The 25,345-nt window shown below is 37.0% G+C and carries 19 protein-coding genes; 3 read left to right on the forward strand and 16 right to left on the reverse strand.

Annotation, left to right across the window (positions count from 1 at the left end; all coding sequences use genetic code 11):
* The first annotated feature begins 907 nt into the window (after positions 1-907).
* Together gshAB and ACEN4N_RS08510 are read left to right on the forward strand one after the other, a co-directional pair.
* Positions 908-3,187, forward strand: coding sequence for a bifunctional glutamate--cysteine ligase GshA/glutathione synthetase GshB (gene gshAB / locus ACEN4N_RS08505; RefSeq protein ID WP_407094039.1), 2,280 nt, complete (start codon positions 908-910; stop codon positions 3,185-3,187).
* A gap of 104 nt (positions 3,188-3,291) precedes the next feature.
* Positions 3,292-4,140, forward strand: coding sequence for a hypothetical protein (locus ACEN4N_RS08510; protein WP_407094040.1), 849 nt, complete (start codon positions 3,292-3,294; stop codon positions 4,138-4,140).
* A gap of 58 nt (positions 4,141-4,198) precedes the next feature.
* Here the strand turns inward: ACEN4N_RS08510 and ACEN4N_RS08515 are convergent, their stop codons facing one another.
* From ACEN4N_RS08515 to ACEN4N_RS08580, 14 genes are all read right to left on the reverse strand, one after another.
* Positions 4,199-5,206, reverse strand: coding sequence for a lipoate--protein ligase (locus ACEN4N_RS08515; protein WP_407094041.1), 1,008 nt, complete (start codon positions 5,204-5,206; stop codon positions 4,199-4,201).
* Positions 5,207-5,224: 18 nt separating this feature from the next.
* A complete protein-coding gene (locus tag ACEN4N_RS08520; RefSeq protein WP_407094042.1) occupies positions 5,225-6,307 on the reverse strand; it encodes a M42 family metallopeptidase in 1,083 nt (360 codons plus the stop codon).
* 106 nt (positions 6,308-6,413) lie between these two features.
* Positions 6,414-7,397: an NAD(P)H-quinone oxidoreductase gene (locus tag ACEN4N_RS08525; RefSeq protein ID WP_407094043.1), complete on the reverse strand. Its 984-nt coding sequence runs from the start codon at positions 7,395-7,397 to the stop codon at positions 6,414-6,416.
* Positions 7,398-7,536: 139 nt separating this feature from the next.
* A complete protein-coding gene (nox, locus tag ACEN4N_RS08530) occupies positions 7,537-8,868 on the reverse strand; it encodes a H2O-forming NADH oxidase (RefSeq protein ID WP_407094044.1) in 1,332 nt (443 codons plus the stop codon).
* A gap of 515 nt (positions 8,869-9,383) precedes the next feature.
* Positions 9,384-10,643, reverse strand: coding sequence for an ABC transporter permease (locus tag ACEN4N_RS08535; protein WP_407094045.1), 1,260 nt, complete (start codon positions 10,641-10,643; stop codon positions 9,384-9,386).
* On the reverse strand, positions 10,643-11,380 hold the full coding sequence (locus ACEN4N_RS08540) for an ABC transporter ATP-binding protein (RefSeq protein WP_407094046.1): 738 nt from the start codon (positions 11,378-11,380) through the stop codon (positions 10,643-10,645). Before ACEN4N_RS08540 ends, ACEN4N_RS08535 begins: the two co-directional genes overlap by 1 nt.
* Before the next feature lie 77 nt (positions 11,381-11,457).
* Positions 11,458-12,678: a bifunctional phosphopantothenoylcysteine decarboxylase/phosphopantothenate--cysteine ligase CoaBC gene (gene coaBC / locus ACEN4N_RS08545; RefSeq protein ID WP_407089345.1), complete on the reverse strand. Its 1,221-nt coding sequence runs from the start codon at positions 12,676-12,678 to the stop codon at positions 11,458-11,460.
* Positions 12,679-12,825: 147 nt separating this feature from the next.
* Positions 12,826-14,346 (reverse strand): LPXTG cell wall anchor domain-containing protein, encoded by a 1,521-nt coding sequence (locus tag ACEN4N_RS08550; protein ID WP_407094047.1) that lies wholly within the window; start codon positions 14,344-14,346, stop codon positions 12,826-12,828.
* A gap of 382 nt (positions 14,347-14,728) precedes the next feature.
* Positions 14,729-16,564 carry a hypothetical protein gene (locus ACEN4N_RS08555; protein ID WP_407094048.1) on the reverse strand — a complete coding sequence of 612 codons (1,836 nt, stop codon included), beginning with the start codon at positions 16,562-16,564 and terminating at the stop codon, positions 14,729-14,731.
* Between the two features lie 159 nt (positions 16,565-16,723).
* Positions 16,724-17,353, reverse strand: coding sequence for a PepSY domain-containing protein (locus ACEN4N_RS08560; protein ID WP_407089342.1), 630 nt, complete (start codon positions 17,351-17,353; stop codon positions 16,724-16,726).
* A gap of 204 nt (positions 17,354-17,557) precedes the next feature.
* Positions 17,558-17,935, reverse strand: coding sequence for a hypothetical protein (locus tag ACEN4N_RS08565; protein ID WP_407094049.1), 378 nt, complete (start codon positions 17,933-17,935; stop codon positions 17,558-17,560).
* A gap of 506 nt (positions 17,936-18,441) precedes the next feature.
* Positions 18,442-19,695 (reverse strand): hypothetical protein, encoded by a 1,254-nt coding sequence (locus ACEN4N_RS08570; protein ID WP_407094050.1) that lies wholly within the window; start codon positions 19,693-19,695, stop codon positions 18,442-18,444.
* Between the two features lie 146 nt (positions 19,696-19,841).
* Positions 19,842-20,822: an ABC transporter substrate-binding protein gene (locus tag ACEN4N_RS08575; RefSeq protein WP_407094051.1), complete on the reverse strand. Its 981-nt coding sequence runs from the start codon at positions 20,820-20,822 to the stop codon at positions 19,842-19,844.
* An 835-nt stretch (positions 20,823-21,657) separates the two neighbouring features.
* Positions 21,658-22,545 (reverse strand): MBL fold metallo-hydrolase, encoded by an 888-nt coding sequence (locus ACEN4N_RS08580; RefSeq protein ID WP_407094052.1) that lies wholly within the window; start codon positions 22,543-22,545, stop codon positions 21,658-21,660.
* Between the two features lie 257 nt (positions 22,546-22,802).
* On the opposite strand from ACEN4N_RS08580, the gene ACEN4N_RS08585 reads away from it, so the two are divergent.
* Positions 22,803-23,345, forward strand: a complete 543-nt coding sequence (locus ACEN4N_RS08585) for a QueT transporter family protein (protein ID WP_138404707.1) — start codon at positions 22,803-22,805, stop codon at positions 23,343-23,345.
* A gap of 1 nt (position 23,346) precedes the next feature.
* Here the strand turns inward: ACEN4N_RS08585 and ACEN4N_RS08590 are convergent, their stop codons facing one another.
* Positions 23,347-23,949 carry a TetR/AcrR family transcriptional regulator gene (locus tag ACEN4N_RS08590; RefSeq protein ID WP_407089337.1) on the reverse strand — a complete coding sequence of 201 codons (603 nt, stop codon included), beginning with the start codon at positions 23,947-23,949 and terminating at the stop codon, positions 23,347-23,349.
* A 124-nt stretch (positions 23,950-24,073) separates the two neighbouring features.
* Positions 24,074-24,904: an aldo/keto reductase gene (locus tag ACEN4N_RS08595; protein WP_407094053.1), complete on the reverse strand. Its 831-nt coding sequence runs from the start codon at positions 24,902-24,904 to the stop codon at positions 24,074-24,076.
* Between the last annotated feature and the right edge of the window lie 441 nt (positions 24,905-25,345).

Here is a 25,345-nt window from a genome sequence, read left to right on the forward strand (position 1 = left end):
TCGTCCAGCGAAATTGTTTGGTTGTCTGTTCCGTAGAACAGATCCCCTTACACATTTGGTGTGTTTATCTTTGTTCAGTTTTCAATGAGCTTTCGTTGTCGTTTTGTTGAACAACAACTTTTATAGTTTATCACGTTCGCGTTGTGGTTGTCAACACTTTTTTAAAAAGTATTTTCAACTCCGTCTCGAAGTGATGTCGTTTGTTTTAACAACTTTTATAGAATATCACAGTTGTGACTCGAAGTCAACAACTTTTTTGAAGTTTTTTAAATAATTTTCAAAACTATTTAACACTTCGTTGTGATGTTGTCGCTGTTTGGCGACTTACATATCTTATCATGCGGGCTATATTGTGTCAACAATATTTTTTCACTTTTTATCAGTGCTGCCTCATTTAATCGTTGTCGCAAATGACAACTTTTAAATAGTAACATGTTTGATATGTTAGTGTCAATCACTTTTTTCACTTTTATTATTTCTTTTTTAAAGTGACGTGATCTCAAATGACAACTTTTATATCCTATCATGCTTCGAGTAATCTGTAAAGCATTTTTTGAAACAAATGTGTGATTCGCTCCAATAGTTGTAAGCGCTACACATGTTGTAGTAGCAACTTATGTTATATTATCATCGACGAATCATTTCGTCAATACTTTTTTCGCTTTTTTGTAAAGTTTATGTAAATTTTATGTAACCTTACAAAGTTATCGCCAAACATTGTTGCAACGTCTCGTGACGACAAGTGATAATATACCATGGGTTGCTGTATAGTGTCAACACTATTTTGTACTTTATTCATAATTCTTTATTTCTATTGTAGCTTTTAACTTTTGGAATCACTTTCTACTATATAAAGTCTAATATTATTGTATAATGTATTATACTCTTAATTCAAAGGAGGATTATAGTGAAGATACAAGAGAGTTACTTTAAACTTGATCAAGTTCCTGGCTTGTGGCGTAGTACTGTTGGACTTGAGCGAGAATCTTTACGTGTTAACCATGTTGGGAACATATCTAATCACCTTCATTCTTCTGAATGGGGAACTCGTAAACAACAACCTTATATACAAACTGACTTTGCAGAAAGTCAATTAGAATTAATTACACCCCCTACTGTGTCAATCAGTAAACTACAAGATTGGTTAAGCTCCTTCCATCAGATCGTCGCAACGACGAATGAAAAGAACGGAGATTTATTATGGCCGTTTAGTACACCGGTCATTATCCCAGAGAATTCTGAGGATATTAAGATTGCTCAGTTAGAGAAGATTGAAGAGTATAATTACCGGGCATTTCTAGCCGAACTATACGGTAAGCATGTCCAATTAATTTCTGGAATTCATTATAACTTCCAGATTAATCCTGATATCGAACATGATTCATTTGAAGCTCAGTCTGATTATGACGATGAATTACAATTCAATAATATGATTTATATGCATTTAGCTAGAAATTATTTCCGCTATCGTTGGTTACTAACATATCTCATAGGTGCATCACCTTATGTTGCTCCTAACTATGCGACAAACTTATATGGTAAACCTCATGCAGAAAGAATGCGTTCAATTAGACAAAGTCGTTATGGTTATCAGAATAAAGAATCTGTTGTGATGAACTATGATTCTTTAGAAGACTTTGTTACTTCTATAGAAGATGCCATTGATTCTGGTGCTCTTTCTTTAGAGAAGGAATTGTACCGTGATGTGCGTCTCCGTGGAGGAGCGAATGCCCGAGAACTTTTAGATAAAGGGATTAGTTACCTTGAATTTCGTAACATTGATTTGAATCCTTATCACCCTCATGGGATTGATGATGAAACAATCGCATTAGTTCGTCTTTTTTTAATTACACTTTTATTTATCCCAGATGTAAAATACGACACTGAGATCGTAAAAGGAACTAAGATGAATTATGCAACTTCAGAAGCGGACGCTTTAGATGCTCCAATGGACATAGATGAAGCTAAATGGTTAGTCACTGCTATGCGCGAAGTTGCCGATCAATTATCTAACACAGATAATGTCTCTTCTATAGTAGATAAAGTTGAAGCTTCACTTGAAGATCCTTCATTAACTTTAGCTGGACGCATTGTTGAAGAAGCAACTGACTATGATAGTTTCCTTGAGATGGGCTTACGCCTTGCCAAAGAACATCAAGAAGTTTACTTAGATAAACCCTACTTACTACATGGCTTTGAAAATCTCGAGTTATCAACACAAGATGTGCTTAAAGAAGCAATTAAAGCGGGTATTAAAGTAAGAATCATTGACAGTGAGGAAAATGTGATCGAATTATCGTTCCAAGGGCAAACAGAATACGTCAAAAGTGCAAATATGACTCGCCTTGATTCTTTAATCAGTTATTTCTTAATGGAAAATAAAGTCGCAACAAAAGTTTTACTCGATGAAGCGGGTCTTAAAGTTCCATCCGGAACGTCATTCAGTCATATTGAAGAAGCAAAAGCATACTACACTTCCCTACCCGATAAAGCCATTGTTGTTAAACCTAAGAATACAAACTATGGTTTAGGTATTACTATCTTTAGAAGCAATCCAAGTGAAGATGATTATATTGATGCTTTGAACTTTGCCTATAAGGAAGATCATACAGTTTTAGTTGAGGAGTATATAGAAGGAACTGAATTACGCTTTTATATTCAAGATAATCAAACTATGGCAATTGTTGAACGTCGCCCAGCTCATATCATTGGAGACGGAATGTCTACCATTGGCGAGTTAATTGATGAAGTGAACAAAAACCCCCTACGTGGACGTGATCATAAAGCACCTTTAACAATCATTGAAAAAGGTGAAATCGAGACCCTTCAATTAAAAAACTATGGATATACTTTTGATTCTGTACCAGAAGATGGTAAGACAGTGTATTTACGTGAGAACAGTAATGTGTCGACCGGTGGAGTTTCAATTGATCGTACCGATGATACGCATGAAGGTTATAAGAAGATTGCTGAAAAAGCTTCTCAATTACTTGAAGCAAGCTTCTGTGGTGTAGATATCATTATTGAAGACTACACTAAAGAACCTACTCAGGATAATTACGGTATTATCGAAGCAAACTTTAATCCGATGATTGCGATTCACCGCTTCCCAGGCGAAGGAACACCTCGTCTTTTAGGAAAAGCAATGTTAAATCAATTATTCCCTGACGTTTATAATAGAGGGTAATATTACAGTCGGACATTTACACAAACTTTACAATTCCTTTATTAGAGCGTATGCTTCACTGGCGTATAATAGCGTTAGTGAAGTATTTTTTATAAAGGAGCAGATTGAATGATGAAGCATTTGAAATATGTCGTAATCGTATCACTAAGTCTCACTGGCTTAAGTGGAGCTACACCTGTTTTGCAGAGGACGTTAAGTCTTTAGCAGAAGAAGAGAATAGTGTTTTCGTTGATGCTATGCTTAACGAAGAAGTTTATTCAGTAGAAAAATTACATGAAACCTTTGGAGAGCCTAGCTCAGAAGAAGAACTTGATGATTCTACATCGCGTCAATTTTTCAATTTAGAAAGAGAAGATGAAGCGACAAGTTTAGAAGTGATCGCGGATATCTCAACTGAAGATGCCGAAGAAGTGATTAATCTGACATTTAGCATCGATTTCGAAGATGTCGTATATGAAGATGCGGACGCTTTTTCCGATACCTACTCTGAATTAGTTGATCATGCTTTAGTGTTGCACAATGAAGGAACCATGATTGAAAGAGATCAAGTGGTTGAAACGTTGTGTGATCCAACTACAATTACCTTAGCTGGATCTTATGAATTATTAGTATATTCAGTTGGTGATAGTGATTCAAGTACTGATTACATCGTTGTGTTATTAGATGATAAAGTTTATGCTTTAAATGAACATTCGAATGCCGATGGTAATCTTGAGAAAGACTTCGACATCACACCGTCTCAATTGAATCAACTTTCACACACGAGTGGAGTAACTTATAACGAAATGGTTGATCAAATTGGACAACCAGATAGTATCTATCATGACTTCCCTAACTCTGTTATAACTTATGTTTGGTATTCAGATACCGATGAAGATTTCTCAGAAATCAGTTATATCACAGACTTCCGTGATATTATGGTTGGTATTGGTCATCAATTACAAGGTGAATAATTAAAAATAGCCCCGCTGATTTGTTATAACGCAAATCAGCGGGGCTTTCTTTATGTTTTTATGCGAAGATTAAGTTAACAATCTCTTCTAAAGTCGTATTTCCAAAATATTTATTCACATCAACATCAGCTAAAGCTTCTGTCACTGCTTGGCGTTCATATCTTACGCCATTTAATTTCTCTTCAACATCTTTAATATTACCTAAACCAAAGAAGTCTCCATAAATACGTGCATCTTTAATGATACCTTGGCTCACATTGAAGCGAATATCAACAAAACCGAATGGGAATTTATGACTTTGTTCAACATCAAAGTCCGGTGATTTACCGTAATTCCATTCCCAGTTTCCCATACGTTCTTCACGTAGTTTATAAACGCCTTCCCAAATCTCATCTGTTAATTTTAATTCAGGGACGTCTTCACGTTTGTCTACACCGAAAATTTCTAAAAGAATTAAATCTCTAAACTCTTCTGTTGAAAGATCACGGTATTTTTCATCCACATATGGTTTGATGTTTGTGACACGTGAACGTACAGACTTAATACCTTTCGATTCGATTTTAGCTTTTCTTGGTTTTAGAACGTTATTTGTCTCGTCTAAGTCTGAATCAAATAAAATAGTTCCGTGAGCTGTCATTCGACCATCTTTAGCATACATAGCATTTCCAGAGAATTTCTTCCCATCAATGAGTAAGTCATTACGCCCTTCTAAAGCTGCTTCCGTTGCTCCCATCTTATGTAAAGCTTCGATTATCGGTTCCGTCACACTCTTGAAGTCACGGAAAGTTCCGTCATCATCTTTAATAAAGCAGAAACAAAAGTTTCCTAGATCATGATACACTGCCCCGCCACCAGACATACGACGAACGACTTGCACATTATGTTCGTCAACATATGATTGGTTAATTTCTTCCGTCGTATTTTGGTTACGTCCAACGATAATTGAAGGTTCATTAATATAGAATAGCAGAATTGGTTCGTCAACTAGACGATTTTCTACTAAATAAGTTTCTAGTGCAATATTCAGACTGGCATCATAATTATTACCATTATCCACAAAAATCATAGTTGTTATCCTCTTTCTCTAAACATTTTCTTTAATTGTCGCAACAGTTTCTGTATTTAACTCATCTAAAATTGCTGTCACTAGACGAACTGTATTCTTGAAGTCATCTTCATGAATCACTGAAGTAGTTGAATGTAAATAACGAACTGGAACAGTAATCGCGATTGAAGGAATACCTGCTTGAGCTGTATGAATTGATCCAGCGTCTGTTCCTCCACCTGGAATAAATGTATATTGGAATGGAATATCATGTTTTTCAGCAATGTTTACTACAAAGTCACGTAAACCTTTGTGCGAAATCATCGACGCGTCAAAGACAATGACTTGTGGCCCTTTTCCTAATTCACTATCCGCTTCTGCTTTTGTCATGCCAGGCGTATCACCTGCAGTACCTGTATCTAAGGCGATCGCGATATCTGGTTGAACTAAGTTCGCAGCTACTTTAGCACCACGCAAGCCAACTTCCTCTTGAACATTCGCCCCAGAATAAAGTACTGTTTGATGGCCTTTTTCTTTGGCGTGTTTTAAGACTTCTACTGCTACCGCCACGCCAATTCGGTTGTCCCATGCTTTCCCTAGTAGGAATGGTGTGTCGTTTAGACGACGAGTTTTAATTAACGGTGTAATCATATCACCAGGACGGATGCCCATTTTTTCAATGTCTTCTTTTGATTGTCCTCCAACATCGATAAAGATATCTTTCATATCAATTGGTTTTTTACGCGCCTCTGCTGTCAATACGTGAGGTGGTTTTGATCCAGTAACCCCTTCGATTTCTTTACCTTCTCTTGTTGTAATAACAACTTCTTGAGCGAGCACCACTTGACTCCACCAGCCTCCAATCGTAACGAATTTGATGAATCCTTTATCAGTGATTTCACTGACCATGAAACCAACTTCGTCCATGTGAGCTGCCATTAAGACTTTAGGTCCTTCTGCATCTCCGGTATGTTTACCGAAGATCCCTCCTAAACCATCTTGAACGAATTCGTCCACATAGGATTCTGTTTCTTTCTTGAAAAGTTCACGAACTTGCGTTTCATTTCCTGCAATTCCATTAACTTCTGTTAAGTTTACTAATAATTCTTTATTCAATTCCATACATTCATTTCCTTTCTGATTTTCCTTCATACTGAATATTCTAACACGTTTTCATTATAAATAGTGGTTATAATACTTAATAATTTGACGTTTTCTATATAAGTCATTACTCACTGATTTTGACGATTATTTTCCCGATATTTACGTTGTTTTCCATCATTTGATGCGCTTTTGGTAGTTCTGAGAAATCTACTACTTCATGAATAATTGCTTGGATTTCCCCTGTTGCAAAATACGGCATAACGTTCTTCGCGAATTCTTTCGTCAACTCTCCTTTATATGCATTACTTCTTGGCGTCAGGAGCGTTCCTTTTAGGTGAATTCGCTTTTGCATAATATCTAAAATATTAAATTGCTCTACTTCAGATCCGCCTAGTGTCCCAATCAATATCCATCTCGAATCAATTTTGGCACTTTTAAGATTTAAGTCGTAATATGATGCTCCAATAAAGTCTAAAATAACGTCAACACCTTCGTCATTTGTTTCTTCAAGCACCCGTTTGGCGATATCTTCTTCTTTATAATTAATCGGAAAGTCAGTTCCTAATTCTTTCATCTTATCTAATTTCTCTTTGCGACTGGATGTCGAGAAAATTTTGGCATCGCTCAATTGCTTAGCCATTTGGATTGCGGCTGTTCCTACTCCACTAGCTCCAGCATGAATTAAAATACTTTCATCTTTTTTCAAATCGCCTAACCAGTATATAGTTTGGTAAGCAGTTAAGAAAACTTCTGGTATCGCTGCGCCTTCTTCGTAAGTGAGATTCTCAGGTAAAATCATCGCGAACTCCGCAGGCATGACTGCGTATTCTTGATATGATCCTTGAATCACTAAGCCAGCTACACGTGTTCCCGGTTCTAAATCAGTTCGATTTGAGCGGTTTTCAATAATTTCCCCGGCAACTTCAATTCCTAAGACTGGATACGGCGCCTCTAATTGTTTGTTCTTACGCGTCAGAATCTCAGTTCGGTTAATACCGAAAGCCTTTACTTTAATTAACACTTCACCATTTGTGGGTAGTGGAGTTGGGCGTTCTTCTTGAGTTAATTTATCTACGCCACCCGGTTCAGTTATTGACCATGCTTTCATGTTATTCCTCCTAAGTGATTGCCTTTTCATGGATAAGTTGTTCGTCCTCTCCCCTATGATATCAAAAGTACTAAGGAGAATAAAAATCTTAGCTCAAAATAAAAAACCGCTATAAAATAGCGGTTTGAGTTTGAATATATTATTTTGCTTTTAATGCAGCCATTGTGATGTAGTTGTAAGGTTGGTTGAAGTGAGGTAAGAAGAAAATATCTGTTAACTTCAACGTATCTATCGTTACTTTTTGTTGAATGGCTAATGAGAACATATGAATAGTTGCTGACATGTCATAATGTGAAGCAATTTGAGCTCCCACAATACGGCGAGTTCCTTTTTCAAAGACGATACGGATCTTAACTGTTTCATTATCGCTCATGTAAGGTGATTTTTGAACATCTTCATGCTCAACATAATCCACATCAATACCAAAACGTTGACAAGCTTTTACTGAGTATCCCGTTGATACTAAGTTTAAACCAAAGATTGAAATACCGTTTGATCCTTGAACACCCACGTGTTCTAAGTCAGTTCCAGCAACGTTATGTCCTCCAACGATTCCTGAACGAACAGCGTTACTTGCTAATGCGATGTAAGCTGTATCTTGTAATGCATTAGAGTAAACTGTCGCACAGTCACCAATTGCATAAACATCTGGATCACTTGTTTGTTGGTGACGGTCTACTAAGTAAGCTCCATTCGCAAATAATTCTAAATGGTCTTGACCTAAGTCATTGTTTGGACGGAAACCAATCGCGTTAACTACTAAATCAACGTCATAGTGACCTTTATTTGTTTTAATTGCTTTAACACGACCTTCTTCACCTTCATAAGCTTCAGCTAATTCACCAAAGTGTAAGTCTAAGCCGTTGTCAGCTAAGTTTTTATCCATTAATTGAGCAAACTCTTCATCATAATAGTTTGATAATGATGTAGACATTGCATCGAATAATAATACTTGTTTACCGCGACGTTGAATTGCTTCTGCAATCTCAACACCAATATAACCAGCGCCGATTACAGCAACTTTTTCAATTTTATCACTGTTTAACTCTTCATCAACCGCTTGTCCTTCTTGGAATAATTTCAAGAAGTGGATTCCGTCTAAGTCTTTACCTGGCACATTTGGTTCAATTGGTTTAGAACCAGTTGCTAAGATTAATTTATCATATGATTCTTCTACGGCTTCGCCATCTTTTCTTATAGCATGAACAACTTTATTATCATAATCAACACGATCAACTGTTGTTTCCATTAAGATGCGTGCACCTTTATCTTCAAAATCTCCACTCTCTGTATAGAATAAATCATTACGATTTTCTACTTCGCGAGCAACCCATAAAGCAGTACCTGCTCCAACATAACTAATGTTATCATTTTTCTCAATTAATACTACTTCATGACCTTCGTACTCATCAAGTAAAACATTCGCTGCAGCAATCCCCGCATGGTTAGCACCAATAATTACAACTTTCATCAATTATTTCCCCCTAATATACCTTTTTAAATCCAATAAGTACATCATATCACAAAGTAATTTAAAATTTAAGTTAAAATTTTATGAGTAACTTTGTGAAAACAGCTAGATTATTGGCATAACAGAGTTTCCATCCTATTCAATATCCTTATAATAATTGCTTATAAGCTTGTGAAAATTGAATTTAAGTTATTAACCGCTGTTACAAAATCCTTTTATTCCAAAGTTATAATCTTTTAATCATTACTTGTAGGCAATTCCAGAAATTCGGGTTTGTAAAAATTTGCAAGTTAGGGAACACAATGAATAGTTTGTGAAATAGATTATTATGAAATGTTAAACTCAATAATGTAACAGAGTTGGCATTGGCTGTGAATTTTGGAATTATGGGGATTTAGGTCCTTGAGAATTTCTCAAAGATGGTTTTTCGCAATTTGGTGCCCTGAAATTTTCTCAGGGACACAATTATCATTCCAATTCAAAAAAGCGCCCAACATTGTTGAGCGCTTCCCTATTTAATCTGTCTGTTTTTTGTACCACCATGGTACATATAAGAATATCATCAACATCGCCACTGCGACCCAAGCCATAATAATATAAGCTAACTGAAGTGTTAGTGGCTGAGTCATTACAGCAATCACTGCATACACAAGCAATTGAATAAAGGCAATGACTAAAGATGTTCCTTGAAATGCTTTAACAATAGCCCCTTCTCGGTTTGGATAAATAATTTGGAAAGGTTGATTACTATATAATTTCATCAATGGAACTAGCTGGATAAACGTGAGTACATGACTCAAGACACCCATTCCTAATAACATCCAAACGTTACTTGTCATCATAATCAGTACAGAAATAAATAACGTCACACGTAACCAAACACCACTGTATGCATTATTTCTAAATATAGCTCTCAAGAATAAGAATGAATAGCGGTTATTATTCAAGTTCTTCATGAATGACAGTACCCCATCTAAATATGGACGGCGTTTAATCGAAGGTCTCAAGTGAGGTACATCCGCAAAAATCGAAATCCACTTATATAAACTTGCCTCACGACGCGTCTCTTCTTCCACAATATGATCAAAAGCCACCCAGCGGTTACTTCTTTGAGTCATCGCCCAGGCGATATAAACAATCAAGAGTAAAAGTATCACCAAAGGTATGTATATATTAAATGTCACAGGTAAACTAAACGTTATGAATAACGCGACTGCAACTAATAAAGTATGATGCCATCTGGATAGAGGTCGCCCAATAATCTGAGCGAAGCCTAAATTAAAAATATCTAAATACAGTAACGAAAAGCTGACTGCTTTGAAGGCAACCATATAAAGAATCAGCAACCAACTTTGGCTCAAACTCCAAACAGAAATCAAATCTAGAAACGGCATAATCATTGCTGTTCCGAGTGAAATAATAATCGCTGGTAAGACTAAAGATACTAAAGCACCTTTCAACCAATAACTATGCCACTCTTCTCCTCGAGCAAACAAATAACTTTTGTCAGGATCCTTCGTAAACCACATCGGCTGTCCAAATTGAAATATCGTTGCCAACCAAATGACAACACTCAGGATAATTACCCAACGAATAACACTTAAGTCTAAAGCTTGTAATTGAATCAGTAATTCACGGTAATACAATGCACCAAAAGCTAAGATCACTAGCATAATAATTGAAAAGTGATCATTCATGATTAGCCTTGCATACTTACCAATTTCCTTTAAATAATTTGAAAAGCGGTGTTGCCATAAGCTTTTGAAGTCACCCATTAAAGCGCCTCCTCTTGCTCAGTCATCGCGATATAAATATCGTCTAACGAAGCTTCCGGCATCATAAATTGCTCTCTCAACTGCGAGACATTACCTTGACCGATTAAAACTCCTGCTCTTAACATTAAGAAGTAATCGCACAACTCATCCGCAATACTCAACACATGCGTTGTGAATAAGATAGCTGTTCCATCAGCTGCACGCTCTTTTAATAAATTAGTAAAATCACGAATCGCAATGGGATCTAAGCCTAAGAATGGTTCGTCAATAATTAAGATTTTTGCATCTGTAATTAATGCACAGACTACCATCACTTTTTGTTTCATTCCTTTTGAAAAATGCGTTGGGAACCAGTTTAGGTTCTTGTCAAGTCTAAACATCTTCAATAAAGGTTCCGCACGCTGCATGGCGACATCAACAGGAATGTTATATCCAAGGGCCGTCATTTCAATATGCTCTTTTAAAGTCAATTCCTCATATAAAATCGGTGTTTCTGGAATGTAAGCAATATTTTGTGCATAATCTTTATGGCTATCAACAATTGATTGGCCGTTAATCTTCACTGACCCTTGTTGTGGTTCTATTAAACCAAGAATAGTCTTTAATAATGTTGATTTTCCGGCACCATTTAATCCGATTAAACCAACGATTTCTCCAAATTTAATTGAAAAATTAACATCTTTCAATACAGGCACTTGTCTGTACCCACTAAATAAATTATCTACTTGTAGTGTCATTATACTCTCCTTTATCGAAGTAAAGTTACTTAGTCATTATATCATATCCATCCGAACTTAAGATGAACTGACAGCGACTAATTAGTTGTATGGTTTGGGTCAAGAATAATGCGCCAAATTTTTAAAGAAACATTTAACTTAGAACGCACAGAAATTTCTTCATAAGTTCCATCTGCTCCAATCACTAATACTTCATTATGCGTCGAGTTAAAACCAATGCCTTTATTTGATACATCATTAGCAATAATCCAATTCGCATTTTTCTTTCTTAATTTACCTGAAGCATACTCAGATAAATTCTCAGTTTCAGCCGCAAAGCCAATTAAAACTTGATTCTTCTTCTCTTTACCAAGTGTTGCGAGGATATCTGGGTTCTCAGCGAAATCAAGTTGGAATGAATTATCATTACCTGCTTCTTTCTTAATCTTTTGATCCGCACGGTTAAGGACACGATAATCGCTTACTGCTGCAGCCATCACGACATAATTCGTATCCAAAAAGTATTTATTCAACTCTTGTTGCATCTCAACAGCAGAGTCCACATAAACTGCTGTAATATTATGAGGCACCTTTAAATCACGTTTAGTTGAGATTAAAGTAACGTCCGCTCCATAAAAACTTGCCGCTCTAGCCATCGCATACCCCATCTGACCAGATGAATCGTTTGAAATGTAGCGTACAGGGTCAATTCTTTCAACTGTTCCACCGGCAGTTACCACAACTTTTTGTCCTTCAAGCCATTGTGGAGAATTATGACACATATATTGGTACTCAACCATCTCAACAATGTCTTCTACAGACGGCATACGCCCTTTTCCACTATAACCTTCAGCTAAAAATCCTTCGTCAGGTTCCATAACGACATAACCAAAAGACTCTAAGCGACTAATATTCGCTTGAGTTGCTGGATTATCAAACATTTTAGTGTTCATTGCCGGAACGATCACACGTAAATTATTTACTGCCATTAATGTACTGGACACAGCGTCATCTGAAATACCATTAGCCATCTTTCCTATTATATTCGCTGTTGCTGGTGCAACTAAAGCAAGATCTAACCAATCAGCAATATTAATATGTTGAATCGATGCAGGATCATGTTCATCAAAAGTATCTGTTAGTACTGAATGTTTAGTTAATGTTTGTAAAGTCAGTGGCGTAATAAATTTCTGAGCACTTTCACTCATAACCACTCGAACGTTAGCTCCTTTTTTAATTAATTGGCGCGCTAACTCGCCCATCTTATAACTGGCAATTCCGCCGGTAATAAATAAACCTATATTTACTTGATTTAGCATTATCACTCACTCCTTGTCATTATATTAATTGTAAATGATATTGGACGGACTGACTAGTCATATATACTCTTTTTGCTTTATTCTATAAAAATGTGCACATAAAAAAGACCACGCCGAAGCTTGGTCTTAAAGTCTAATTATTTAAAATTAGTTTTCTTTTTTGAATGAAGGTGCTACTAAACCAACACCAGCTAATACTGCTAATGCAGCTGCTCCAAAGATTGCGTATGATGAAGACTCACCAGTTTCTGGTAATTCTGCTTGTCCAGAACCGCTGTTAGATCCACCATTGTTAGATCCGTTTCCGTTGTTAGATCCACCGTTGTTGTTGTCATCTTCGTCATCTGATTCTGATTCGTCATCTGATTCTGATTCGTCATCTGATTCTGATTCGTCATCTGATTCTGATTCGTCATCTTCGTTTTCTCCACGTAATTCTTCAGCGTGTTTTTTAGCTTCTTCAGCTTTTTTAGCTGCTTCTTCTGCTGCAGCTTCTAATTCTTCACTTGATTTACCTGTGATTTCTTCAACTAAGTTTTGTTGCTCATCAGTTAAGTTTTCTAAACTTGGGTAATCATTTGTAGCTTGTTGTCCTACAACTAATTCGTGTAAGTTAACGTCTAAGTAAGCTTTTTCAGAGAATAAGTTTTCTAATGCTGCTTGTGCTGAAGCTAAAGCGATTTGTGCTTGTCTTAAAGCTGTTTGTGCAGTTGTATTAGCAGCTTGTGCATCAGCTAGTGCAGCTTGAGTTTCTTCAACAGCTGTAGCAGCTGCAGCAGCACGTGATTGTGCGTCTAATAATGCTTGTTCTGCTTCTTCGATAGTTGCGTACTCACCGTATGCATTGTTATTAACATATTCTTGCTCTAAATCAGCTAAAGTAGTTGTTAATTTAGCGTTTGAAGCTGAGATAGCAGCGTCACGAGTAGTTGCTGCAGTTGAGATTGCGTTATCACGAGTTGTAACAGCTGCATTACGTTCGTTAGTTGCAGTTGTTAATGCTGATTCAGCTACTGCTAATGCTTCACGTAATTGTGCTTGAGTATCTTCTGGTAATGTTGCAAAGTCTTCAGCGTTTACTAAAGCTGCTGCTTCTGCTTGAGCTGTAACAGCTGCGTCATAAGCGTTGATAGCAGCTTGAGCTGATCCTTCAGCTTCAGCTACTGCGTTAGCATAAGCATATTCAGCATTGTCAACTTCTTCGTCGTTTAATTGTTCTGCTGCTGCTACTTTACGAGTATATTCTCCGTAAGATTCAGTTAAAGCATCTACTGCTTTTTGAGCTTCAGTTACTGCTAAGTCAGCTGCTTTTTTCTCAGCGATAGCTGCATCGTTATTTGCTACTGCATCAGCGTATGCTGCTGCTGCGTCTTCAGCGTTTTTACGAGCTGTTGCTAAAGCTGCTTCTGCTGCTTCAACTTCTGCGATTTTTCCTGTTGCTGCAACGCCTGGACGAGATTCAACACCAATTTGTCCTTCTAAAGCAACAATTTTAGTTGTGATTTCGTCTAATAAACGGTAGAAGTCTGCATTAGATACGTTTACTAATGTTTGGTATTCTGTTCCGTTGTTATCTTGGTAATAAGCGTCTACTGCTGGTGCAGCTACTGTTGATAAAGTTAAAGCTGCTGCTGAAACTACTGTTAATTTTAATAATGATTTTTTCATTAAAATTTCCTCCTGTATTTTAGGTCTTTTTTGTAAGATAGTCCTAAGCGACATTACAACTGGCAAGTTAACATGCCTAATTGATAAACTTACCAAAACTGAAATTCTTTATAAGAGATAAAGAATTTCTTAAGTTCATCTTAAGGAAACTATACCAATTATTAATTTTATCGTCAATCGTTTTCAGAAGATGACATATTAATGTAACATTTCTGTCAAATTTGAGACTTAATATAAGTATTAGTAACTTTAAGACTTTGGCAATTCAATTGTAATCTGACACAGAATACGTACGTGCATTTCTTATGTCTTGTATACATTATAACTTACTCCTTAAGAAAATCAACAACTATTTAAGAAATTCTTAAACTTTCTAAATAATTTACTCTTGATCGTAGTAGTATAACTCTACTTCATTAGTTGATCCATCTTCAAAAGCTTCGATACTACGCATTTCTGGATCTTCAAAACTTGTCCAAACATATCTTATTTGATAGCTACCTGTGAATAGATGTTCCACAAGATCAGCTTTTTCTAAATGACTTTCTAAATTACTAATAGATAATTCTTCTCTAGCAACATCAAATAGTTCATCTATTGTAATCGGGAATGCTTCATCTAATTTAGGCGTTCTGTTTTCAAAACGCATAGTTGATACTTGTTCTGTTTCAGTATCTACTTCTAATTCTAGTAAAGTAACTCTTTCTTCTTCAATTGCATAATAATAGTAGAAATTATACGTACCAGCTTCTAGTAGCCGACTTGGTTCACCTAATAGTTCAGTTAATTGATTTGGATCGTAATTTAATTTACCTTCTTCTACCATAGATACTAGCTCTTCATATCCAGATACAATCATATCAGCTTCAATTAATGTGTTAGGATCATATGTTTCTGGTGCAAATCTTGAAACGAATGGACTGCTTGCTAGTTCATCTTCAACTTCAACTTCATCCTCAGTTGTCTGTGTTTCTTCACCTTCTATAGTAGATTCAGATTCTTCTGCAACTTCGGGTTCTGACTCTAAACCTTCTATATAATCTAATACTTCAAATTGTAGCTGATCGATTAACAATCCTTCAGTACGTTCAGTAGTATTATGTTGTAATACAAATCGGCTATCAACAGTAACTAACTCATCTGAGCCTTCTATTTCACTAGGTGTTGAAAAGGTAGTATATGTTACATCATTTGAAAGAATTTGATAGAATCCATTGACAAAAAAGTCTTTTGCGTATAGATCTTCTCTACTCTTATTAACCAACCCTTGAAAAACTTCTGATGTTACAACTGGAATATCACTTTCGTAAGCAGTTGATTGGAACATTCCAGCGCCTACTAAGTTACCATCTTCATCACCATATAAGATGATGTTTACCGGTGTCGTTTCTTCTTCTGATTCTGCTGTTTCATCCACATAACTTAAAACCACTATGATTTGTCCATTTACGTTTTCAGTTCTTATTGGCACAGCATTACCAGAGAAGTTTGCTGTAATATCATGTAATGAGCTTCCAACAGCTCCATCTTTATTAATATCAGTTAAATCATATTCGTTGATAAGTGCTTGATAGTCCTCCCATGCTAATACAAAATTAGGATCTTCAAGAGACGATGATAAAAGTGCCGTTAAATTTTCTAAGTTTGCTGCAACATCATACTGGCTTGCTAAACTATTTTCAGTTGGTTCAGCAGATTCATCTGCAGTCACTGAAGGCACTTCAGTTCTTGATTCAGTTCTTGGCGGAATGTATGGATTTGTCGGATAAGTAGGTGTAGGCGTTGGAGTTTCTTCTGAACCATCCCCGTCTGTTCCCTCTTCATTTTCTTCACCAGTACCGTCTCCATCCTCTTCTTTAGGGTTCTCTTCGGGGTCTGGCTCTGAGTCCGGGTCTGGCTCTGAGTCCGGATCCGGATCCGGCTCTGGATCTGGTTTTGGATCCGGATCCGGCTCTGGATCTGGATCTGGATCCGGCTCTGGATCTGGATCCGGCTCTGGATCTGGATCTGGATCTGGATCCGGCTCTGGCTCTGGATCCGGCTCTGGATCCGGCTCTGGATCCGGCTCTGGATCCGGAACAGGTGTTTCCTCAGCCGCAGGGTCCGATACAACAGGTAGCCCTCCATCTTCTTCAGCTTGCACAACTGTTGCCATCGATCCAACAATTAAATTCGCACTTAGTAAACTTACGACAAGGGTCTTTAAAGATTTCTTCATCTATGTCACTCCTTCATATTGTATGTAACAATTATATCATCATTCTTAAGTTAATGTAGTCAAAGCAGAAGTTTCTTATAAATATTTCTATATATTTATATTTAAAGTTGTACACAGCAAAAAAAGGAGGCTTTTTCAAGCCTCCTTAAATAAATTTGATTAGTCATCGAATTCAACGTTTAGGATGTCTCCTGTTTCTGCATCGATTTCAATGTGTAATTTGTTATCATCATCGTCTCGATCTGGATTTTCTACACCATCAATTTCAATTTCCCAACGGACTCTTCCGTCATCGCTATCTAAGTCCCAATCAGTGATTGTTCCTTCGCCAGCTTCTTCTAAAGCAATTTCAGATGCTTCATCAATGGTGATTAAGTCTTCTAAGACTAATGCTTCACCATCGTTATCATTATCGTCTTCATTATCTTCATCGCGGTCAGTAATTTCTACTGGGTCTACACTAAAGTCCACTTCGTATTCAATATTATCTTCAAATCCATGAATCGTAATTCGGTATTCTTCATTTCTTAATTCAACTTCTAACTCTTCTATTTCTGCATTAGGGTATTCTTCTTGGAATAGTGCCACTGCATCATTAAGGGCTACTTGTAAGTCACTCTCTTCAGTTTGGGCTTCATCTGTACTTTCAGTACTTTCTTCTGAGCTAACTGATTCTTCAGAAGTAGATGCTTCTTGAGAATCATCTTGGGCAGACACGTGTGGCGCAACGGCAGTTAACATTAATCCGGCCATTCCTAACAATGCGAAACTTTTCAATGATTTCTTCATTATTGTATCACTCCTAATATTTTTTTGACTACAACTCTATTATATAACATTTCATTAGCAACTCAAATAAGACGCATATTATGTGCAAATTATATATTGCCATATATATGACATTTTAAAAATATTTACGAATGTTTTTCTGTCTACAGCTACTATTTTATATAAAAAAAGCCACCGGTATGGCTACGTTTCATAATTTCTGAATTAATTCTCTTCTTCTCCTACGATTTCAGCAATTTCTGCATCTGGCATGTCTTCAAATTTACCGAATAAGACAATTAAGAATGAAACTCCGAATGCCAGGATCATTACACTGATGCTGTTAATTAAGTTTTCAAATAATCCATCTGGAGAGATAAAGGCTGGAAGTGCAGCAATTTCTGGATTTACAAAGGCATAAGAATAGAATTCAACAATCCCGGCATAAAATCCTCCGGCTAAACCGCCGATAATACTTGCGATCATTACGCGTTTATAAGGAATGGCGATACCATATAAAGCCGGTTGCGAAACTCCTAAAGCAGCTGTAACAACTGTTGTCACTGAGTATTGCTTGTAACTTGAATTGTTTGATTTAATCATGACTGCTAATGCTGCACCAGCTAAAGCTAAGTTTGACTTGTCGTTGGGTGTAACATGAATAAGGCCACACAGACTGCGAATACTTGGTTTGTATTAAATACTTTTGCCGCTGGATAAGCGAGTAGGATAGGCGAGTAGGATAGGCAAGAAGTAGAGCACTGCACCCTGAGATAGTTTCTAGGATAATATATTCTGCGCAACCTTCTTGAATTAATCCGTATGTATGTAACAAGATTGTGAAGTCTTATAGAATACCAGCCGCACTTAAGTCTCCTAAGTTGGGTGCGGATATATTTTTTAAGCATCTAGTACTTTATTCAAGATGGTCCCCTGTTTCTCGTCTTTCACGGTCGTCATAAATAATCCTCCATCAATGTTTTTATAGTGGCCACATTATATTGATTTCACTTTCAAAAATCTACCGTTTTTCTATAGTAAATGACTCTCGCTGTAAAAAAAACTCGTACTTGAATTGCCTCAAGTACGAGCTCTAAATTAAAATTCAATTATTTATCGTCCTCATATTGATCTGCGTTTACACCTTCTTCATCTGCTGGGGGATTATCGTCGTGTCGACGCATCTCATCTTCAAATTCACCCAATGGATGACCTTCTTCTTGGTCTGCATAGCCATTTGTGTCTTCTGGGCTTAGTGTATTAAAGTTTTGAGGGCTTTTATCTTCTGCTCCATACTGTTCAGGGTTTACGCCCTCTTCATCTGCTGGAGGATTATCGTCATGTCGACGCATCTCATCTTCAAATTCTCCCATTCTCGGATCATTATTCGAACGGTTTGATACCGGACGTTTGCTGTCTCCTACTCCCATGAAATCACTGCGCCTCCCTTCAGACTCTCTTTCCAGGCTTGTTTCTTCACCTTTTAAATAATCATCTTCATCATGGTAGTCTGTGGATGAAGTCGGTGTAGCTGCTTCTTGATTTTCTTGGTAGTACTGTGAATAATCGGAAGAGTCACCTATATCTCCAGCAACGCTACCTTCTTTTCTATCCGCAAGTAACTTTTCATCAGCCACTGGATCTTCTATATAAGTGACCTCGTTTGACGATCTGTTTGTTGCATCACGGTCAGTTTGCGGTTGCTTATTAAGATTTGTATAGTAGGCTTCTGCTTCTTCTGATTCTCGTGCAGTATCTCCTGCTACTTTGTTACTTTCATCGTATTGAACATTTTCGGTGACAGTATATTGACGGTCGTCTGGGTAAACTTGTGAGTCTACTTGAGTGCTATCTTTTTGATGCTCTTTAGAGTAGTCAGTTTCTGCACCCATATCACCTGCGATAACTGTTGCATTTTCTGAATCAGTTGTTTCATCTGGTGTTGGATAGTCATTCCTTTGTGTGAATGTCTCTACTTGGTTGGGATCATTTTCTTCCATAACATTTACATTCGTATCCACTGAAAGTGCTTCGCCTTCATAAGTCTTCTCTACGACGACTAATATCTTGTCGTCATCAAGTTCATTTTGATAACCTTTTAAATCAACTGGGAAATTCTCATCCTCACCGTCGTCAGATCCAAAGAAATCAGCGATTCGATTCCAAAATGATCTATGGTCATCGTCATCATCATATTCTTCTAACTCAACGACACTCGCGGATTGATTTGCTTCTTCCACAACATCATCGTCTGCATAGAGTGAGATTGCACTCACAGGTATTCCGGCATCTGTTAAATTTTGAACTGCTTTATTCGCTTCTTCGATTCTGTCATAGACTGCATATACAAATTTTTCATCCATGGTAGTTCCCCCTTAAATAGTCTCTTACTTATTATAAATATTATACCGTGGTATCGTTTTCTATACAAACAATACGACAGCAAGTCATGAAAAGTCTTATCATTTCTTGCTGTCAGAATTGTTATTATTCATTTGTCATTGCGTTTTTATTCTTTCATTAAATCATAAATTTCTTGTGGATCAATGCCAATAGCATTTGCGTAATCTTCATTAACAACGAGTTCTAAGTAGTTAGCTAACTCTACAGGTGTTGTTGCTGGGTCAAGGTCTTCATCGATAATTCTAACTAACATCTCGGCCGTTTGAACACCAAGTTCATAGTAATCTAGTCCGTAAGTTGCTAGACCGTTTTCTAAAATCATATCATTCGATCCACCGACCATTGGAATACCCGCTTCTTTTCCGATTTCTCCGACAAGTGCCATCGATGCAGCGATATAGTTATCTGTTACTAAGTAAATTCCGTCCACTTCTTCATTAACTAAGGCGTTCATTGCTTGGCTAATATCATTTGTTGATGAGATTGTCTTAATGACTGGTTGAATGCCTTGCTCTTCTAAGATTGGTACCGCGATATCGACTTGGTATTGGGCATTAATTTCACTCGAATTATAAATTAAACCAATTCTATCTGCTTCTGGTACTAATGGGAGTAAAATTTGATTGATTTGTTGTTCAATGGGACCAATATTTGTTGTTCCAGTTAAATTGCGTCCTGGTTCTTCTAAGGTATCCACCACGCCGGCTCCAATTGGATCCGCTACAGATGAGAATAAAATGACCTTATCTTGAGTTGTATTTGCTAAAGCTTGTGCAGATGGTGTCGCAATAGCGAATAAATAGTCACTTTCTGCTTCAATACTGCTTGCGAGTGATGGAAGTTGGCTAACTTCTGCTGCAGCGTTCACATAATTGACCGTCAAGTTTTCTCCTTCAACATAACCTAATTCTGCTAAGCCTTCAATGAAGCCTCGGTAGTTTTCATCCAATGATCCGTGGACATTGAATTGTAATATCCCGACGCTAATGGGTTCTCGGTCTTGTGCGCTGACTGTTGTTGATGAGCCGTATAGGATACTCATTAATGCTAAGCTGACAACTAATAATAGGTTAATAATTTTTTTCATGTTAATTTCTCCTTTTTGATTTGACTAAAAGCGACAAAAAAACCTAGCGAGAAATATAATCTCGCTAGGCAGGAAGAAATTAAATAGGTCCCTCAATGAAGAACGCATCTTATCTCACACTCGCAAAGATTATAATCTCTAGAATAATCTATGCGGGCTCCACACTTTTTTAGCACCTCATAGATACAAACAAACGCTTGTACGTGTTTGTATCCAATTAGGCAAGATACAAACACTATCTAAAGTTGCTAAAAAAGAAACGGTTATGTTGTGAAATAAGTTTTGAATTCATCTTTAGTCCTCCATTGATTTGTTAATTAGAATTATACAGCTTACATTAGAGTTTGTCAATCCATTTTAATCATTTTATCATTTTCATCATATTAAGTTACGCCTAATAGCGAGATACTGCTTTTTTAAGCATCTGGATCACCTTAACCTTTCTTTATAGTGTCGGTCAAAAACAATCCTTTTCACTCCCTTCAGCATGCCGTATTCAATAAGCAACACCAACCACGACCTCTTTCTAAGCCCTTGAGACACATAAAAAGCCCCTACGCACTACGTGCATAGAGACTCGTTTGGAATGTATGAATAAGTTTAGAAAGATCACAAATACTCTCAGTTCTAACTTTTCGCACTGAGGTTTTTCTTGTGTGTAATTGTGAAGTTAAATGAAGCGATAATGAATGAGTCACAAAATTCTTATGATTAGTCTTTATTAGTTTTAAAGTCATCATGAAAATCATACCCACTCTCATTGTTTGCTCATCTTTCCTTCATAAATCTATTGTATTACAACGACCTATGCTTGTAAAATAAAACACACCCTATTTTAAGTTAATTTCCCAATATTTTCCGGCCATTCAATGATTGGATTTTTCTCTCTTTCTAGGTAATCAATGACTGTTTTGCCATCTCGATCAAATTGCAGCATGCAATAATACGCATCATGATAGAAGATTAGTTTATAGCCATTCTCAAAGGCTTCGGGTAACCACTTTTGCTTTGCAGCGATAGTGTCCATAGGATAGTCATCGTAACTACTTACCCATGCTGGATTCATTGACGCTACAGTAAGGAGTAAATCTGACAGATGTAGTAGAACTTCGTCTTCTTGAGTCAATTTAACTATTGCTAAGCCATTTGAATGTCCACCTGTATGAAACATTTCTATACCTGGAATGATTTCAATCCTATCTTTGAACACTTTGACTTGTTCTTGAATGGGTTCCCAGTTTTCTTTGAGGTAGGTTCCTTTAGTACGAACGTTGGGATTTTGTACTTCTTTCCATTCGATCTCTGTCATATAAATCGTAGCATTTGGGAAGACTGATTCAAAACCCTCCTCAGTTGCGCGAGTTAAACCACTCGCATGGTCATTATGCATGTGTGTCATGAGGATGACGTCGATGTCTTTAGGTGTTAAATTTAGTTGAGACAAACTTTCTGTTAGTCTTGTTTTATTTTGAACACCGATATTACGCCAGTCTTTTTTATTGAACTTATTCGTTTCAAATCCAGCATCAATTAAGTAATTGGTGTTTTTAAATTGAATAAGGATAGGGTCTTCAACGGAATTCATTTGGTTATGATCATTATTTGGATACTTTTTAGACCAGACGGCTTTAGGCACCGGTCCGAACATGTTCCCTGCATCATTCAGTGTTGAAGTTGATTCTAACCAAGTCAGCGTCATATCCTGGAATTTTAATGTATTCATATATTCACCTTTCTATGTAACTGTTTTCATAATCATTGTAGCATAAGTTCTGTGGCCTCTCCTTAATTTTTACTTATAGTGGCTATTATTTATGGTAAACCTTTGTTGTCTTTAAAGGCTTTTTAATGTAAACTATATAACGCTGTTTAGATGATGACTGAATAGTACTATGGCACTTCAGCAGAATATGCTCCTGTCCTTTGGCCGTAGTTATTACTAGCATAGCAATGCTATGACTATAAAGGAGATTGATAAAAATGGGAAATAATCATCATGTCGATAGTTACTCTAGTTTTGATACACAAGGTTTAGTTAAGGCTGGATTAGTGACTGCATTATATGTTGTCATTACCATGTTCGTTGCTCCAGTGGCTTATGGACCCATTCAGTTTAGAATTTCAGAAGGTTTAAACTTTATGGGACTTTATAATAAACGCTACATCGCTTCAATTACTTTAGGGGTGCTCATCGTGAATGCGATGCAATCTACGATTGTTGATGTGGTTGTCGGTAGTTTTCACACACTGGTGTCATTAGTTTTAGCGCGTTATTTAGGTAATTTAGCGGTGAAAGCTTTTGGTAAGAAAGTTAAAGACCCAATGATTATTCGTTACGGTGTGATGACTCTTGTCTTTACATTTACAATGTTCATTATCGCGGCTATGTTAATGTATATGGGCTTTGCGGACTTCTTCTGGGAAACTTATGCCTTCTTAGCTTTATCAGAGTTTATCGTGATGACCATCGGTGGATTAATTATGTATTATTTAATTGCACCACGCATAGATTTTCATAAATAATTTATAATAAAAAGCTCCCTGTCATTTTAATGTCCTGGGAGCTTATTTTTTGTTGCTTAATGAATACTTTTAAAAATGGAATCGCGTCTTTTACATATGTGGCAGGTTCTTCTGCATCTTGGTCATCAAACCATTCTTGTGATAGCGAGAATAATCCTGATGCGAATAAGGTTGCTATTTTGTGAATTTCTTCTTCATCGAGTGATTCAAAGTGTTTCTTCAATTGTTGTGAGTGAATGACTTTAAGTTGATCCACGACTAATTGGTTGATTGTCACAATGTATGAGCGTTGGCATTGTGTGGCCAAGCGCATGTGGAAGGAACATAACTTTTCAAAAAGAGAGACAATGTAGTCTTCATTTAATTGAACTTCACTATACTCTTCACGATTCAATTTCAGTTGGACATCTTCAAATAAAGCTTTCTCCATTAAATCATATTTGTCTAAGAAATGATTATAAAAAGTTGCTCGGTTTATTAAAGCTTCTTCAGTAATATCTTTGACTGAAATATTTTCGAAAGGTTTTCTTTCTGATAATTGTATAAATGACTCGATGATGGCTTTGCGTGTTCTAGCGACACGTGGATCTATTTTGGTTTCCATATCTATCCCTCACTAACTAGTACTTTGTAGTCATTTTATCATAAGTGTGATTAAAACAACACTAGGCGAGTATTATCAAATAACAAAAGACGAGTCCTTGCGGATTCGTCTTTTTGTGTTTAATTTAGAATTCTTGATACTCTGCTGGATTTTGATCTTTCTGACGGCCATCTTCATGAGACATAGAATTGATCTTAGCTACTTCACCTTCAGATAAATTGAAATCAAAGATATCAATGTTCTGACGTTGTCTTTGATAATTTCCTGATTTTGGAATAGGTAAAAATCCTCTTTGGATGTGCCAACGTAAGATGACTTGATATTCCGTTTTATTATGTGCTTGAGCGATAGCTGTAATTAAATCATTCGACATCATGTCAGCCGCTCTTCCAATTGGGCTCCAAGCTTCTGTAATGATACCTTTAGATGCATCATACTCACGTTGTGCTTCTTGATTGAAGTTTGGATGCGTTTCAACTTGGTTTACTGCTGGTAAAATACCTGTTTCTTTTTCCAGGCGGTCAATATGCTCTGGCAAGAAGTTTGATGTCCCAATTGAGCGAATAAGGCCAAGTTTTTGTGCATCAATGAGTGCTTGCCAAGCTTCGACATATTTATCTTCTTTTGGATTTGGCCAGTGGATTAAGTATAAGTCAATATAGTTTAAGCCAGTTCGAGCAATTGATTCTTGAATCGCAATCATTGCTTTATCATACTCATGGTAACGACCCGGTAATTTAGATGTTAATGTGATTTGATCACGTGACACCCCACTATTGCGAATCGCTTTACCTACAATTCCTTCGTTTTCGTAATTATAAGCAGAGTCAATTAAACGGTAACCAGATTGAATCGCCGTTTCAATTTGACGCACTCCTAATTCGCCTCGTAAACCATATGTTCCTAAGCCAACTTTAGGAATCGCAAACCCATCATTTAAAATATAATTTTCCATCAATTACAATCACTCCTTTAACCATAATAGTATCACGAAAGTGCTGCTGTGACTAACTTTATGCGCTACTGGGAAGGGGTGGTGTGTTTGCGGAGCGTCGTGGGGGAGCACGACACTCTGTATTTTCATTTGCGGGACGTCGTGGGGGAGTACGACACTCCGTATTCGCATTTGCGGGACGTCGTGGGGGAGTACGACACTCCGTATTTTCAATTGCGGGACGTCGTAAGTGAGCACGACACTCCGTATTTTCAATTGCGGGACGTCGTGAGGGAGCACGACACTCCGCATTCGCATTTGCGGTACGTCGCGACTGTCAAGTCCATAATCTTGTGTAAAAGTCTCAATGTAGTTATATCATCTGGTCATCATGCACATTACACTTGTAAGAATGTCCGAGCGTTATTTTCCCAATTTTCGTGGAAATCAATTAATATCGAA

The organism is Ruoffia sp. FAM 20857 (assembly GCF_045528645.1).
Lineage (GTDB): Bacteria > Bacillota > Bacilli > Lactobacillales > Aerococcaceae > Ruoffia > Ruoffia halotolerans.